A 15,755-nucleotide genomic window follows, 5' to 3' on the forward strand; every position below is an offset into this window, starting at 1 on the left:
TATATGGGACTCACTTTTGTAAGTCCCGTGTAAATTCTAAAAGAATCTCATAAGCGATTCCTGCATACTCCCTTGCTTTGCCCCAAGGATTCTCTCAGCGTGATAAATAAATGCTTTTCCTTTATTTATCCTTTGCTCCGGTGATAAGTTCTCGTTTTCATCAAAAGCGGTATTTGCATAAAGCATTATCATCTCAGACGCTTCGCTTGGATATGAAGTATTAAACAGCCCCTCTGAAATTCCTTCCTCTATGAGCTTTGTCATCAGAGGAACCACACCGCCAAGCAGCTTCTCCTGCATCTTCTGGTGTAATAGAGCATTCTGAGGTTTATGAATCTGCTCCATGACTTCATCCTTGACATTGCTCTGTACATTAAGTGCACTGAGGGCTCCAACCAGCCTCGCATCAATCGACATATCTTTGCTGCCAACAATCATAGCAGCTCTGGCTATACCCTCCCGGGTCATCCTGTCAATTATCGCATCAAGTATCTCTTCTTTTGATCCGAAATGATGATATAGGGTACCGCGGGCAATTCCAATTCTGGCTATGATATCATTTGTGCTTGCATTGTCGTAGCCTTTTTCCGCAAAGAGCTGCTCCGCAACATCCAGTATTTCATTTTTTCTCTCTTCAGCACTTTTAACTATTCTCATCTTCCAATTCTACCTGATACTTTTTTATTTCATAGGAATTTTCTATGAAATAAAAAATATAACCGACAAGCTGTCGGTTATATTTTATTACACATATTTAATTTTGTAAATACCGGATGATTATTTTTTTGACCTGCGCTCTCTTACCTTGTTTTTAAGGTCCTGCGCAAACTTATTCTTCAGTTTCAGATTCGCAAGTTCTTCGTTTTTCCTGGATGTAAAGCTCTCTATTCCAAGAAGTATTCGTCTCTGGTTCAAAGAGAGCTGTTCAACATAAGCCTTTGAGAGCGCTTCCACCCGCAGTTCGGCCGCCGCGCGCTCTTCCGTAATTCTCTGCTCAATAGCTTTGGAAGCTGAGGCCATCTTCTCATAATTGGTCTGGGCTCGAATGTTGAATTCCTCGTGCATCCTCTCAACATCCTTCAAAAGTGCTGAAAGGCTGGCCTCGGTGAGAGCAAAGTCTGCTCCGAATACCATCGCAAGAACTATTGCCAGAACCTCATAGATATGAGGATTGGCCACAGAGTGCAAACCTTCCACAACAGGGATCAGGAATTTTACTATCAAAACTCCGGCTATTCCAAACGCAATACTTACCGGTACGCATATGCGCCCCTGAATGTTTAGAGGCATCGTACTGTAGTCCCACCATCTGGCGTGGAATCTTTTTTCAAGTACCCAGGAAGTCGCAAACTCGGCAACAGCACTTCCGAGCATACAGATAATAAATATGCCCCATATAGGAAAATCAGGCGAAGAAAGCACCTTGAAATAGCTGAAAACTACTGATGTTACCACAACGCATGAGCCGTAGATCGGACACACCGGCCCAAACAAAAAGCCTCTGTCCGCCCATTTCTTCTCCTTGGCTGTGCAATAAATTGATTCCCACACCCAGCCCAGAAAGCTGTAGAACAGGAACTCCACGAAATACTTAGCAATTATCATATAAACCCCTCGACTTTTTTTGATTTATTAAAATCATTATAATTCGCTTTTACGGTTTCGTGGATAAAATGTTTACCTTTTGCCGTTTGGCGTTAATCGTTCCCGCAATATAAACGTATATCATGGCAACTAATGGTTAGATAGTACAGCCATGTTCATTTATAGTAGAGAATGCAAAAATCAATATTATGTGAGGGAATTAAGATGAAGAGAAAAAATTGCATTTGTGTTCTGTTGATGAGTGCCCTTATTATCTCATCGCTCAGTGGTTGTGGAAGAAATACCAATCCTACCACAAACGGAACAGCAGTTAGTGAGGTTTCCACAGAGACAGACGATACTGAGGAAGAATCCGCACCTACGGATGACGCGATTTTAAAGGATCTGTGCGCAAACTATTTCACTATCGGTGTGGGTATAAACGGAAGTACTTTGGACAATCAGACCTTAAACATTCCGCAGTATATGGAGCTCTCCAAGAAGCATTTTAACAGCTGCACAATGACAAACCTGATGAAAAGCTGCTACATACTGGATCAGGTCGGATCACAGAAAAACCTGGAAGAGGGAAATGAAGAGCCTGCTCTTTCATTTATGTCCATAGATCCCACGCTTTCCTGGTGTAAGCAAAATGGCATGAAGATGCGAGGACATACCCTCGTGTGGCACACCCAGGCTCCTGAGTGGTTTTTCAGAGAGGGTTACACAGATGACGGCGAATATGTTTCCAAGGATACCATGCTCCTTAGAATGGAGAGTTATATCCGCCAGCTAGTAAGTCATGTTCAGGATGAATATCCCGGAGTTGTTTACTGCTGGGATGTTGTAAATGAGGCAGTCGATCCCGACAGCGCAGACTCTGACAGTGTTTTCATGTGCAGAACCAAAATAGAAAACGCTGATAATCCATGGTACAAGACTATCGGCCAGGACTACGTAGAAATGGCATTTACCTACGCAAGAAAATATGTCGCAGATGATGTTAAGCTTTTCTACAATGACTACAATACCTATCAGGCGCCCAAAACTGAAGGTATTTATACGCTTTGTGAATCTCTGAAAGAAAAAGGACTGATAGACGGCATTGGAATGCAGGGTTACTGGGGCATCGATTATCCTTCGGATGCCGTTATAGAATCTGCCATCCGCAAGTTCTCCGAGCTCGGTCTTGAGATTCAGATAACCGAACTCTCAGTGGGAGTCGATGATGAAACCGACTCTCAGTTTAACAGACAGGCTGATAAATACGGTCGCATTTTCAAAATGCTCTGCAGACTTGACAGTGACAACGGCGGTCCAGCAAACATAACCAATGTCACCGTGTTTGGTCTTGTCGATCATTACCGTGAGGGCGATACAACCAACTCAAGGCTCTTTGACAAGTATTACCAGCCTAAGCCGGCTTACACGAAAATCGTTGAAGCCTTAACTGAAAGTAATTAAAAAAATCCCCTCATCCGGCACTTCGTGCCACCTGTCTTCGCTCCGCTTCGGTCCGCGCTGAACCGACGTCCCCCGGACGTCGAGCGCCCCCAGAGGGGGAAGGCAATTAAAAACGGGAGCCGAAGCTCCCGTTTTAGTTTGCCTGTAAATCACCACCTGCTGTCAGGCTGTGTGTAAGTGCTGATGGTGATCATCTTTTTTTTCGTTGTTCACCACCGGCTTTCTTGTGCTTACGATGAAAAGTCCAAGGAATGCAATCGCTGCGATAATTCCAACAGGATAAGCGATCATCGTCGACAGGTGCAGACACTCAGGTGCGCAGAAGAAATATGTAACGGATACTGCGGACATGAAGGTTGCGGGAACTGCTGTAATCCAGTAGTTCTTGGAATTTCTGTACAAGTACATTGATGCTGTCCAAAGAGCTATCATAGCAAGTGTCTGATTCGACCAGCTGAAGTATCTCCAGATGACATTGTAGTTAAGCTGGCTGATAAATGCGCCTGCAAGAAGAAGCGGTACACAGAGGATAAGTCTCTTCATATAAGGCTTCTGATCTACCTTGAACCAGTCTGAAATAACAAGTCTTGCTGAACGGAAAGCTGTGTCGCCTGATGTGATAGGACAAGCGATAACACCGAGCATTGCAAGAACTATACCAAAGCCGCCCATTGTCTTTGTGCAGATATCATATACGCATGCTGCCTGGCCATTTCCAAGCATTTCTGTAAGACCTGCTGTAAGGCCGCCGGTTCTTGCATAAACTGCACTGCCTGCTGCAGCCCAAACCAGGGCGATTATACCTTCACATACCATTGCTCCGTAGAATACCATATGGCTTTCTTTTTCAGTCTTGCAGCAGCGAGCCATCAGAGGTGACTGGGTTGCATGGAATCCTGAAATAGCGCCGCAGGCAACAGATACGAACATCATTGGCCATATAGGTGTGCTGCTGGGATGAAGATTGGATAATTCGATCTCAGGGATTGTATATCCATGTGTGAAAATACCAATGCCAACACCAACTGCCATAACTATAAGGCAGATACCGAATACGGGATAAAGCTTACCGATGATCTTATCGATCGGAACGAAGGTTGCGATAAAGTAATAAACAAGGATAAGAGCAAGCCAGAAGGTTGTGTTCGTAAGAAGTCCTGAACCTCCCTGATTACCAATAAGAAGTGAAATAAGTCCGGCCGGGCCTACTGCGAAAACAGTACCAACCATTACAAGCAGTACTACGCTGAAAACACGCATGATGGTTTTCATAATGTTTCCAAGGTACATACCTGTAAGCTCAGATACGCTTGCGCCGTCATGACGCATACTCATGAAACCTACCGAGAAGTCATGTACACCACCTGCAAGTAAGGTTCCGAGGGTAATCCAGAGGAATACGGATGTTCCCCACTGAGCTCCTGCAAGAGCACCGTAGATTGGTCCGAGACCTGCGATGTTAAGGAGCTGAATCAAAAATAGTTTCCATCTCGGCATTACAACAAAGTCTACACCATCATTGATTCTTACTGCCGGAGTCTGTCTGTCATCCGGCCCATATACTTTTTCAACAATGCCGCCGTAGATAAAATAACCTGCTACCAAAACACACAAACATACCAAAAAGCTGATCATATGAATCCCCTCCTATACTTTAGTGAAAGACATTTCTTCCCTACTTTTAAGTATAGTCGCAGAAAATCCCGAAGCAATGCTCCGGGATTCAAATGCAAAAAATGGGTACTAAAATGTATATGCTTATAAAAATCAGTTATATATTCAGACTCCAAAATGAGTTTTTATCTCATGGATCATATTGCGGCTTATAGGAATAGTCTCCTCACCGCAATCCTTAAGCTTGCATGCATATCCGTTATTGTAATCGGGCACAAGGGCTTCACAGGCATTTAAGTTTACTATAAAGCTTTTGTGAACCCTGACAAACTGGTCGCCTGCAGAGGAAAGCTTCTTCTCCCATTCAATAAGAGGATCTCCTGTAAAGTATACGCTCTTATGGCAGTGGACCTTGGCTCCCTTGTGTACCGCCTCAATATAACTGATGCTGTCAGCCATAACCACTTCCATGTGATCTCCCGCCGGAAGTGCAAAGGGCCCCGGCATCTTTTTTACCGCGACTTTTCTTTGCATGAGTTTCTCGACAGCTTTCCTTATGCGCACCTCGTCAAAGGGTTTCATGACATAGTCAATGGCATCAAGTTCAAAGGCATTCAGGGCATAGGTTTCATAAGCCGTCACAAATACAATTGCGGCATCCGGTGTTTTCTTTCGGATTTTCTCAGCAAGCTCTGTTCCCTTCATGTCCCCGAGCTCAATGTCAAGAAAACAGACATCAAAATTAACTTTTTCTGTCAGCTCCAGAACTGCTGCTCCGCTGCCCGCTTCGTGGATCTCGGCATCGGGACGGTTTAGCTGTCTTATTATTTTTTCAAGCAGGAAACGCAGTTCGCTGCGTGCCGGACGTTCGTCGTCGGCGATAAGGATTCGTGTCATTTTTTTCCCCTCATCCGTCTGCTTCGCAGACACCTGTCTTCGCTCCGCTTCGGTCCGCGCTGAACCGACGGTCTACGTTCCACTCCGGTCGTTGCTAAGCACTCGTCCCCCGGACGAGTAGCAACCCCGGACGTCGAGCGCCCCCAGAGGGGGAAGGCATATAATCAAATTAGTGTCCTGGGTGGGATACGGATTGTAACGGTTGTGCCCTCAGGTGATGAATCGATTGCAAGACCGTACTTTTCTCCGTAGATGCTGCGGAGTCTTCCGTCAACATTAAGGAGTCCGTATTTACCTTTGGTCGTTTTATCATTGAAAGCGCGGAGTACCTGATCGGGAATGCCGTGGCCGTTATCGGATATTTTTATCAGAAGCTCCTCGCCGTCCATTCCGGCATCTATCCTGACTTCTCCGATCTCTCTTTTCATCGCTCCGTGCTTAATCGCATTCTCAACAATGGGCTGGAGGATCAGCGTCGGAACCTGCATATGAATATCTTCCTCGATATTCTTCTCTATTCTGAGCCTATCCTCGAATCGGGCCTTCTCAAGCATCAGATATGCATCCACCTGCTCAAATTCAGCAGCGATATCTATCATGTAGTCATTACTCGAATTAAGGTTATGCCTGAAGTACACGCTTAGCGCCAGCAAAAGCTCTCTGGCATAGTCGGGCTTTTCTCTACAAAAACAGGAGATAGTATTTAAACTGTTAAACAAAAAATGAGGATTTATCTGCGACTGAAGTACCCTAAACTCTGCGCGCTCTCGCATCTTCTTTTGGTACTCAACCTGATAGGCTTCATAATTGGTTGAAAAGAATTTTGCCAGCGCAGATACCAGACATTCCGCAGCCTCCGGAGATGAATATCGTCTTTCAAATACCAGAACAAGGTATCCCCAGGTTTCATTTCCCATTGTTACTCGGCAGCCGGAAGCAACCAGTGCCTGCCTGAAACCGAAGGGACGTTTTTCCTTCCTGTAGATAAGCTGAGTGGTACACTCTTTTTCCATGCCCTCCACAAAGTCTTCACTGAACTCATACTCACTTTCAAAGAGCCTGTTCTTCTGACTGTAAGGCAAGAAGAATACGTCTCTGCACCTGGAAAAGCCGCTGATAGTCTTCTCCATCTCCTTATAATCATCATCGGTGATACGACTTTTCCTGATATTCAATACGCAGGCGTCCGCAATATTCAGAGCAAGCCTCATCTTATCCGCCGCTATAAGATTCTGCTTCGTATAGACATCCTCGAACACGGAGAAAAACCACACCATTCCGGCTGAATTAAATGCCACCATGGGTATGGCGATAACCTTAACAATGCTCTCCGCAAGGCTAAAGGGCTTTACGAAAATGAGAAGGTTAACCATGTGAAGACACTCGCAGGCAGCGGTTATCATCACAAGGAAGTACCACTCAAAATCAATATTTCTTTTCTGGAAAAAGGTGTAGATTAAAGCGCCAAGAACGCCCTCCATAAAAGTGGAAAGTGCGCAGGCGAAGGTGGTCACACCATGAATATCAAAAAGGATACGATGAACAGAGCCGATGAGCCCTGCAAGAATCCCCACGGTAGGTCCGCATAAGAGACCTCCCGCAAGGGCACCCAGAACACGGGTGTTGGGTATGGCGCCCTGAACCTGGGCGCCTGTACAGGTCGAAAAAATGCAAAAGCCGCCAAAGATTGCTCCAAGCACCAGCTTAGCTAAAAGCGTGTGCTTTTTTTCTTCGCAGATTATCTGTGTTACTACCGGAATCCTGACTAAAATATTGGCAATCAGAATCAGAAAGCCGATATTAACGATCATGTTATAGTACAGTTCCATACAACCCCCAACAGACTTTTCCCCAATTATCCGACTGTGTTAAGAACCCACTCAACTCCGTTATAAATATACTTGTTCCAGAACTTCCAATCATGGATTCCGGGACCTTCTTCGTATTTCATGTTTGCATCATTGTCTTCAAGGAATTTCCTCATCACCTGATTGTTCTCGTAGAGGAAATCCTCTGTTCCGACAGCCATGTAAATCGGAGGGATACTCTTACCCTCATCCTTGAGGCGCTTGTACAAAACCTCCGGATTGGCATCGGATTCCACTACCTTGGTGGTATCTCCGAATACCTCGCTGTAATATTCGTAGTTTGCTACATCATTGCCCTCTCCCGGTTTCATGTTTCCAACCTCATGAATGATGAGTGCGGAAGACAGTGCCACAATTCCTCCAAAGGTCTCAGGAAAAGCAAGACCTGTGTGAAGGGCTCCGAAGCCTCCCATGGAAAGACCTGCAATGAAAGTGTCCTCTTTTTTATCAGATAAGCCAAACAGTTTTCTTGTAAATTCCACCACTTCCTTACCTGCGAAGGTGCAGTACTGGTGGCCTGTAGCCTTTCTGTCCAGATAAAAATTGTTGCCGGCTGTAATCATGATAACCGCAAGGTTATAAGTAGAAGCTAAATCCTCAGCGACACCGCTGTAAATCCAGTCGCTCTCATTTCCGGAATAGCCGTGAAGAAGATACAAAGTCTTCATGGGGCGCTTGAAATTCGGATTCTCTGCCACCATAAAGTCCGGAGTATCTGCCGGAATAGAATAAGTGATGTTAACCTGTCCCCCCTGGGCAAGTGAATAATATCTAAGTGTACCTGATGCCATTTTTCCTTCTCCTCCCGGGCATCAGAGCAAGGTCTCTGCTCTATGCTCAATATTCTGCTTGAAATTTATAATGTCGTGATCATACTCCTCATCCATAAGTGTTGAATGAATAAGGAAATCAGCTGTTGCCTTGTTGTTTGCAAAAGGTATGTCATACACCTGGGCAATTCTCATGAGAGCCTTCACATCGGGATCATGAGGCGCTGCTGTCAGGGGATCAGAGAAGAATATTACAAAGTCGATCTTACCCTCAACGATTTTAGCTCCGATCTGCTGGTCTCCGCCAAGAGGGCCTGAATTGTAACCTCTGACCGGAAGATCCGTCGCATCTGTAATCATGCGTGCTGTGGTTCCTGTGCCGCATAAAAAGTGTTTCTTCAGCAGTTCCGCATTATTCTTGCACCACTCGATAAGCTCAGCCTTTTTACCATCGTGAGCTATGAGCGCGATATTTTTCTGCTTTTTGATTGTCAGTGTAATTGTCTTTGACATTTTTGTTTTTTTCCTCCCACTACATATAGTATTTTCTTTCTATACCGAATATACAAATTATAGTCTTTTTACGCCCTTTTTTCAAAAGCTTACTTGGTTTATTTTTAAGATAACTTTTAGATTTTTATAGCATGAAAAGGGTTAAAATATAGATATAGAGAAACAAGGAGACTACCTTATGGATATCTTAAAAATCAATTCTCTTATAAATATAGCAAAAGACGATCTTCAGGATGATCCGCAGTTTAAGCACTACCATGATTTACTTGATCAGGAGCGCGCCATTTTAAACGATCTGGGCTATGATCCGGAAAAAATGGTGAATATCCTTTACGAAATCTGGTGCCAGAGGCTTGGATACATTCTGGATAATGAGGCGAGCCTTACAAAACGTTTCTCCGATGCGCTCGCAGAGATTCAGGATTTTCCGTTCCCTTTGGATGAAGATAAATAAGGTATCTTCCGGCACCCGGAAGGTGTCAATATCTCATTAGCAAGATAATACAAAAAGACGCAGAATAGATTTCTCTATCTGCGTCTTTTCTTATGCTATTTAGATGATTACTTTATCTTAGCATCTGCCTGCTTCTTAAGTTTCTTAATAAATTTAGCCTTAGCTTTTCCTTTAACACTCTTGACCTTGATGGTTGCACCACCGGCAAGCTTCTTAAAGGCGCCCTTTCCTACCTTAAGAGACTTATTCGCCTTAATTGTTATTTTCTTAAGCTTTGTATTCTTAAAGAATGCTTTGTTACCAATCTTCTTTACGTTCTTACCAATCTTAAGAATCTTAAGAGTCTTGTTACCCTTGCAGGCATTTGCCTTGATCTGAACTACAGGATACTTAACACCATTTAATGTAATAGCGTTAATGTAAGCCTTTTTAATCTTTCCAATCTTTGTAACTGTAGCTCTTCCGTCAGCACCAACATAGTATGTGATGCCTCTTATTGTAACAGTTGCCGGAAGGACTCCATTGAATTCGAAGTTCTCGTCCTCATCCCAGTCAGCAAAATCGGGATCAAATTCATTATCATCTTCTTCATAATCAGAAGTACTCCATTTGCTTCCAGACTTAGCTTGACCGTTATTACTTTCATTAGCATTTTCTGAGTTCTCAGATTTTTCGGGAACTGTTTCGGAATTACCGTTGTTCCCGGCAACATCCTGTGGAATTACTGCTTCACCGGTTCCGGCACCTGTGCCGTTGCCTGATCCGTTGTTGCCACCGTTCTCCAAACCTTCGGGAGTAGTACCCTGGCCGTTTCCGTTTTCACCTGTTTCGGTGTTACCAGTGCCGTTCTCACCTGCGCCGGTGTTACCTGTGCCATTCTCGCCTGTTCCGTTATCACCATTTGCAGGATCATTTTTGGAGGAAGGATCAGTATTCTGACCATTCTCGCCTGCCTTCTTTTCATCCTCGGCTCTCTGAGCTGCTTCTTCAGCTGCCTTCTTAGCTGCCTCTTCTTCAGCTGCCTTCTTAGCCGCCTCCTCGGCTGCCTCTTCAATAGCCTTCTTGTCTTCATCAGATATGATTGCTTCAACGGCCTGATTTGCTGCATCTTCAGCTCTCTTAGCATCCTCAGCTGCCTGAGCCGCAGCTTCAGCTGCCTTAGCTGCATCTGTTGCTGCCTTAGCTGCAGCATCTGTAGCTTCTGTGTCGTCTAATCCTTCAGCTGCCTTAGCTGCTTCATCAGCTGCTTTCTGTGCTGCGTCTGCTGCATCCTTAGCGTCTTCTGCTGCCTGCTGTGCTCTGTCTGCCGCATCAGCTGCTGCCTGGGCTGTATCTTTTGAAGGATCCTTTTTAGCTTCTGCCTCAGCATTTGCTGCTTCATCAGCTGCTGTCTTTGCTTTTTCAGCTGCTTTTGTTGCTTCATCTGCTGCTGTCTGTGCCTTCTCTAAAGCTTCAGCTTTCTTAGCTGCGTCTGCTGCTTGCTTTGCTTCATCAGCTGCCTTCTTTGCTGCTTCCGCTTCTTCCTTTGTTTTCTTTACAGCATCTGCTGCTGCCTGTGCTACTTCTGATGCTTCTTTTGCAGTTGTTGCAGCATTTCCGGCTGTATTTGCTGCAGTATTAGCTGTACCTTCAGCAACTTTATTTCCTGCATCAGTTGCTGTCTTCTTAGCATCTGCTGCTGCCTGTGCTGCATTCTCAGCTGCCTTTGCTGCAGACTCTGCTGCTTTTTTAGCTGCGTCAGCTGCATCCTCTGCTGCCTTTATATTTTCTGCTGTACGCTCTTTATCAGCAATCTCTGCCTTCTTTGTTGCATCATCTGCAAGATTCTTTGCCTTATCAGCTGCATCCTTGGCATCATCTGCTGCCTTTTTAGCTGCATCTGCTGCATCCTGTGCTGCCTGTCTTGCTGCAGCATTTTCTGCACTCAGCTTATCGTTATACTTTTTCTGAACATCCTTTGCTGCTTCAGCTGCTTTCTCTGCTGCATCTGCTGCATCCTTAGCTGCTTTCTTCGCTTTAGCTACTGCATTGGACGCTTCCGTAGCAGCTGCTTCAGCTGCATCCTTGGCCTTAGCAATCTTATTAAGCCATGCTGTTTTATCTTCACTATCAGGATATGCTTTTGCCTCTGTTTCAGCCTGATCTATAGCTTTCTTAGCTGTATCAATCAATTCAGCTGCTTTATTTCCTGATTTTTCAGCTGCTTTAGCCTTGTCAGATGCTGTCTTTGCCTCAGTCTTTGCTTTCTCTGCTGCTTTAGAAGCTTCATTTACTGCATCTTCAGTAATGTCATTATCATCCTTCTTTGCTACATCTTCTGCTGTTTTCTGTGCATTCTGCGCCTCTACCTTAGCTGCATCAGCTGCATCGGCTGCTGCTGTTGTCTCATCTACAGTTTTTCTGATCTCTGCACCCTGAGAAGCTCTCTTTGCTTCCTGGTATGCTGCAGTTGATGCCTGGGATGCTGCATTTGCTGCTTTTCTGGCTTCTTCTGCTGCCTTTGCTAATGTCTGTTTATAATCTTCATTATTTGTCTTAGCTGCTGCATCTGTTGCTGCCTGTGCTTTTTCATATGCTGTTTTTGCTTTTTCATATGCTGTCTTTGCTGCCGTCTCCGCAGCTGTTACAGCCTCAGGAGAATAACTATCATTTGTGTTATTAACTAACTCATTTGCTGTTTTAGCTGCTTCGTTTGCTGCCTCAGCTGCTGCCTGTGCTTCACTTATTGCCTTATCTACTGCATCCTTTTCAAGATTGTTCTGTGCTGCCTGTGCCGCCTCTCTTGCTGCCTGTGCTGCTGTATTTGCTGCTCCTGCCGCTGTATTAGCAGCTCCAGCTGCTGTATTTGCTGCTCCTTTGGCAATTTCATCATCTGTATTGCCGGCTGCCTCGCTGGCTGCAGTTGCTGCTGTTTCTGCTGCCTTTGCTGCTTCTTCTGCATTTATTGCTGCAGTATTTGCCTCGTCAATTGTTGCCTGAGAAGGAGTCTTCTCCACAGCTGCCTTTGCCTCATTTGCTGCTATAGCTGCTTCTGCTGCCTTTGCTGCTGCCTCTGCTGCTTCTGCTGCCTTCTTAGCTGCAGTTGCTGCTGAAACCGCATTTGTGGCGTCATCTACAGCCTTGCCTGCTGAAGTTATCGTTGCTGCATCACCGGATGACTGAGCTGCAGTCTTTGCTGCCTCTGCTGCTTCCTTTGCCTTTTCAGCTTTATTTACTGCATCATTAGCTGCATCCTTGGCCTTATTGGCTTTATCTTTAGCATCATTTGCTGCTGCTTTTGCTTCTTCAAATGTTGAATCTGACGGATTCTCCTGCGCAGCTTTTGCAGCCGCTTCTGCTTTTTCAGCAGCTTCCTTTGCTGCTTCTGCAGCATCCTTTGCTCCGTCAACTGCATTAGTTGCTTCTGTTTTTGCTGCCGCAGCTTCTGTTTGTGCTTTCTGGAGTGCTTCTGTTGCCTTCTGATTAAGCTTACTCTGAGCTTCTTCTGCAACACGTCTTGTCTCTGAAGCTTCCTCTATTGCCTGGTTGGCAGCTGTGGTTGCATCCCCTATCGCTGTCTTTGCTGTATTTGCGGCATCCTTTGTAGCATCCGATATATAAGGATTATTCAAAATGCTGTTAATTGTATCTGTTAAGGATGAAGCAGTCTTTTTTGTCATGTCTGCAGTTGAAACTGCTGCATCTGCTGCTGATTTAGCTGCATTAATCTGACCTTCTGTGGGATCAACAGCATCAACTGCCTCTCTTGCATTGATTGCTTCAGTTTTTGCTGAATCCGCCTGACCTTTAACTGCCTCTGCTGCTGCCTTTGCACTTTCTGCCTGCTTTTTTGCAGCTTCATCAAGAGCATTCTTAGCTGCTGCAATATCATCAGCTGCTACTTTCAGAGCTTCTTCTACGGTTTTTATTGCTGTATCTGCCAGGCCTACTGCTGTCTCAGCATCTTTCTTTGAAGAATTATTCTTATCAGTTATTGCCTTAGCTGCTGCATCTGCTGTTGCCATTGCTGTCTCTGCTGCAGTCTTAGCTGTTTTTGCCTTTTCTGAAGCCTCCTCAGCTGCTTTTATCGTATCTACTGTAGGAGTTGCTTTTGCTTCAGAAGCTTTCTTCTTAGCTTCCTCTGCTGCCTTCTCAGCATTAACTGCAGCCTTTTCTGCTTCGTCTGCTGCCTTAGCTGCTGCAGTTGCCTTTTCCGCTGCTTCCTTTTCTGCAGCTTCAAGTTTTCCCCGTCCCTCTTCTGCTGCTTTTTCTGCTGCCTTTTTAGCTTCTGTAGCCTTTGTTACAGCATTTTCTGCTGCTTTCTTAGCATCTTCTGCTGCTTTCTTTGTATCAGCATCAGTTGCATTAGTTATGGCTTCCTCTGCAGCCTTTTCAGCTGCCTGTGCCTCAGTTATTGCATCTTCTGCTTTCTTAGCTGCTGCACTTGCTTCCGCTACTGTATCTGCTGAAGGCTTATCCTTTGCTGCCTGTGCTGCATCACTTACTTCCTTAGCAATCTTTACTACTCTTGCTGCCTCTGCTGCTGCCTTTGCTGCATCTGCAGATACTGTAGCTGCATTTGCTGCATTTATTGCCTTTGTTGCCGCATTTTCCGCATTCTTATTTACTGTAGAATCTGTTGTATTTGCTGCTTTTGTTGCTGCTGTTGCTGCCTCTGCTGCTGCTTTTGCTTTGTTTATTGCTGCCTCTGCTGCATCTTCAGCATTCTTTGCTACTGTCTCCAGTTTTTCTATGGAAGGTTTTTCCTTCTCTGACTCTGCATTGGCTGCTGCAGCTGCATCTCTTGCTGCCTTTGCTGCTGTGTTTGCCTCATCTGCAGCAGTTGTTGCTGCTGCCTCTGCTGATTCTGCTTTATCAATAAGTTTTTGCTTAGCTGATTTTACAGCATCCTTTGCATTCTTCGCTGCTGTATTAGCTGCATCCTTGGCATTCTTCGCTGCTGTATATGCATTTCCAGCTGCTGTCTGAGCATCTTTGCTATATGCTGCACTTTTTGCATTTTTAGCATTTTTCGCAGCTGTGTCAGCTGCCTTTGCTGCATCTGTTGCTGCCTTTGCTGCTGTTTCTGCTGTTTTGATTGTGTCTGCACTTGGTGCCGCATTTGCTGAATCTGCTGCTCTCTGGGCCGCGCTTGCCGCATTATTTGCAACTGTTGCTGCATCATTAGCTGCCTGTGCTGCTGCTGTTGCTGCATCATCAAACTTTTTCTTTGCTGAAGTTGCTGCTGATTTAGCCTGTATAGCTCCGCTTTCAGCAAGATCAGCATAGTAACAGGCATAATATACATTATTATTTGCTCTGGTTTTTGTATCTGAATCCGTTAATTTAGACGCAATATCATATAATGCCATTGCAGCTGCATTAGCTCTGCTTGCTGCTTTATTAGCTGAATCTGCTGCTTCAAGCGCTTTTGAAATAGTATCTGCAGTAGGATTATTCTTAACATTTGTTGCAGCATTTAAAGCTTCCAGGTATGCATAGTATGCTTCCGTGTATGCACTCTGAGCTTCAGAAATTTCTGCGCTGGGATCAATGATCGGGTTGGGCTTATCTGCCATAACAAATTCCACATCACTGATGGATACCTTTTTTGTTGACCAGTATATATTCCCTTCGTAATCATCATTATTTGACATTACGCCAAAGTATCTGGCTTTTCCGGCCACAGGTTCAGTTCCGAAGTTTCCGGTTCCGTTTATATCATATCTGCACCATATTTGATTGAAGTTTTTATCATATAAAATATATGTAACAGTTCTAAGAGAAGTATCCCAACTGTTTATTTTTGCTTTTATGCTGACAAGCTTACTTATATCAATATCTTGTTCGAGGTCAAAATAAGATTCCTGATAATCTCTTCCGAAATAAATACTTCCGTCTGTTATGACATTCTTATTACCCCAATACTTATTATCCTCATTAGGATACATATTGTAGAATGCCATATTCTTTTTTGCAGAATACTTTAAAGTATTTGTTGTTCCGGAATATGTAGATGACTGATCACCATGACTCTTTTTTACAACAGTAACTGAGTTTATTCCGATTACTGTTCCTGCTACCTGGGATACAAAGCCTATATACTTAAACTTTCCGGAGAAATCAGGCTTTACAATAATCTCACCGTTTGAATTCATGCTTTGATTATACAGATCTGCCTTATTTTTGTGAGTATCATTATTGCCATCGCTCAGTGTAATTTTATCATGCAATGCCAGGGCAATCGGAGTATTCTGACGGCTCAGTTTTATCCTGATTTCGTATACATCATAGCCCTGATATTCATCATCCAATTCAAAAATATATTCTTTATGCTTGCTCGCAAAGTATATATTATTTGCCGGTTGTGACTGATCACCTGTGCTTTTCCATCTGGGCCAAACTTCCTTATTAATATTTCCGTATTTTATGGACTTACCGGGAGTGTCACCATTTCCGGACCATTTAAAATTCACATTAGCATAGCCGCTGATTGTCGCTGCTTCTGCACTAAGGGTATTTACATTGAACACCCCTATCATAAGCGCGATAGCGAGCGCGAATGAAATTACTTTGCTAGACCTCTTCAACATTTTTCTTCTCCATAACATA

At 44.3% G+C, this 15,755-nt stretch carries 10 protein-coding genes; 2 read left to right on the forward strand and 8 right to left on the reverse strand.

Annotated elements, in window-relative coordinates:
• Positions 1 to 36: 36 nt before the first annotated feature.
• Entirely contained in the window at positions 37 to 657 is a 621-nt protein-coding gene (locus G630_RS0104270) for a TetR/AcrR family transcriptional regulator (protein WP_026497858.1), read from the reverse strand.
• 120 nt (positions 658 to 777) lie between these two features.
• Positions 778 to 1,605: a putative ABC transporter permease gene (locus G630_RS0104275; protein ID WP_022761714.1), complete on the reverse strand. Its 828-nt coding sequence runs from the start codon at positions 1,603 to 1,605 to the stop codon at positions 778 to 780.
• 204 nt (positions 1,606 to 1,809) lie between these two features.
• Here G630_RS0104275 and G630_RS20645 point away from each other — a divergent pair, with 204 nt between their 5' ends.
• The gene (locus G630_RS20645; RefSeq protein WP_049946084.1) at positions 1,810 to 3,048 is read left to right on the forward strand and encodes an endo-1,4-beta-xylanase; all 1,239 of its coding nucleotides are present in this window, start codon (positions 1,810 to 1,812) and stop codon (positions 3,046 to 3,048) included.
• A gap of 162 nt (positions 3,049 to 3,210) precedes the next feature.
• Here G630_RS20645 and G630_RS20650 read toward each other — a convergent pair whose 3' ends face one another.
• The 5 genes from G630_RS20650 to G630_RS0104305 all read right to left on the reverse strand — a co-directional run bounded on the left by G630_RS20650 (position 3,211) and on the right by G630_RS0104305 (position 8,710).
• The gene (locus tag G630_RS20650) at positions 3,211 to 4,683 is read right to left on the reverse strand and encodes a carbon starvation CstA family protein (RefSeq protein ID WP_044958667.1); all 1,473 of its coding nucleotides are present in this window, start codon (positions 4,681 to 4,683) and stop codon (positions 3,211 to 3,213) included.
• A 144-nt stretch (positions 4,684 to 4,827) separates the two neighbouring features.
• Complete coding sequence (locus tag G630_RS0104290) at positions 4,828 to 5,559, reverse strand: LytR/AlgR family response regulator transcription factor (protein ID WP_026497859.1); 732 nt, start codon at positions 5,557 to 5,559, stop codon at positions 4,828 to 4,830.
• 164 nt (positions 5,560 to 5,723) lie between these two features.
• The gene (locus tag G630_RS0104295; RefSeq protein ID WP_022760650.1) at positions 5,724 to 7,388 is read right to left on the reverse strand and encodes a LytS/YhcK type 5TM receptor domain-containing protein; all 1,665 of its coding nucleotides are present in this window, start codon (positions 7,386 to 7,388) and stop codon (positions 5,724 to 5,726) included.
• Between the two features lie 26 nt (positions 7,389 to 7,414).
• Complete coding sequence (locus tag G630_RS0104300; protein ID WP_026497860.1) at positions 7,415 to 8,218, reverse strand: alpha/beta hydrolase; 804 nt, start codon at positions 8,216 to 8,218, stop codon at positions 7,415 to 7,417.
• A gap of 21 nt (positions 8,219 to 8,239) precedes the next feature.
• A complete protein-coding gene (locus G630_RS0104305) occupies positions 8,240 to 8,710 on the reverse strand; it encodes a methylglyoxal synthase (RefSeq protein WP_022760652.1) in 471 nt (156 codons plus the stop codon).
• 178 nt (positions 8,711 to 8,888) lie between these two features.
• On the opposite strand from G630_RS0104305, the gene G630_RS0104310 reads away from it, so the two are divergent.
• The gene (locus G630_RS0104310) at positions 8,889 to 9,164 is read left to right on the forward strand and encodes a hypothetical protein (protein WP_022760653.1); all 276 of its coding nucleotides are present in this window, start codon (positions 8,889 to 8,891) and stop codon (positions 9,162 to 9,164) included.
• A 107-nt stretch (positions 9,165 to 9,271) separates the two neighbouring features.
• Here G630_RS0104310 and G630_RS24560 read toward each other — a convergent pair whose 3' ends face one another.
• Positions 9,272 to 15,736, reverse strand: a complete 6,465-nt coding sequence (locus tag G630_RS24560) for a leucine-rich repeat protein (protein ID WP_026497861.1) — start codon at positions 15,734 to 15,736, stop codon at positions 9,272 to 9,274.
• Positions 15,737 to 15,755: the final 19 nt, after the last annotated feature.

The sequence above is a fragment of the Butyrivibrio sp. WCD2001 genome (assembly GCF_000424485.1).
Classification (GTDB): domain Bacteria; phylum Bacillota; class Clostridia; order Lachnospirales; family Lachnospiraceae; genus Butyrivibrio.

Coding starts and splice junctions, on each gene's coding strand:
- G630_RS0104270 (WP_026497858.1), bottom strand. CDS start 657: ATGAGAATAGTTAAAAGTGCTGAAGAGAGAAAAAATGAAATACTGGAT.
- G630_RS0104310 (WP_022760653.1), top strand. CDS start 8,889: ATGGATATCTTAAAAATCAATTCTCTTATAAATATAGCAAAAGACGAT.
- G630_RS24560 (WP_026497861.1), bottom strand. CDS start 15,736: ATGTTGAAGAGGTCTAGCAAAGTAATTTCATTCGCGCTCGCTATCGCG.
- G630_RS0104290 (WP_026497859.1), bottom strand. CDS start 5,559: ATGACACGAATCCTTATCGCCGACGACGAACGTCCGGCACGCAGCGAA.
- G630_RS20650 (WP_044958667.1), bottom strand. CDS start 4,683: ATGATCAGCTTTTTGGTATGTTTGTGTGTTTTGGTAGCAGGTTATTTT.
- G630_RS0104305 (WP_022760652.1), bottom strand. CDS start 8,710: ATGTCAAAGACAATTACACTGACAATCAAAAAGCAGAAAAATATCGCG.
- G630_RS20645 (WP_049946084.1), top strand. CDS start 1,810: ATGAAGAGAAAAAATTGCATTTGTGTTCTGTTGATGAGTGCCCTTATT.
- G630_RS0104300 (WP_026497860.1), bottom strand. CDS start 8,218: ATGGCATCAGGTACACTTAGATATTATTCACTTGCCCAGGGGGGACAG.
- G630_RS0104275 (WP_022761714.1), bottom strand. CDS start 1,605: ATGATAATTGCTAAGTATTTCGTGGAGTTCCTGTTCTACAGCTTTCTG.
- G630_RS0104295 (WP_022760650.1), bottom strand. CDS start 7,388: ATGGAACTGTACTATAACATGATCGTTAATATCGGCTTTCTGATTCTG.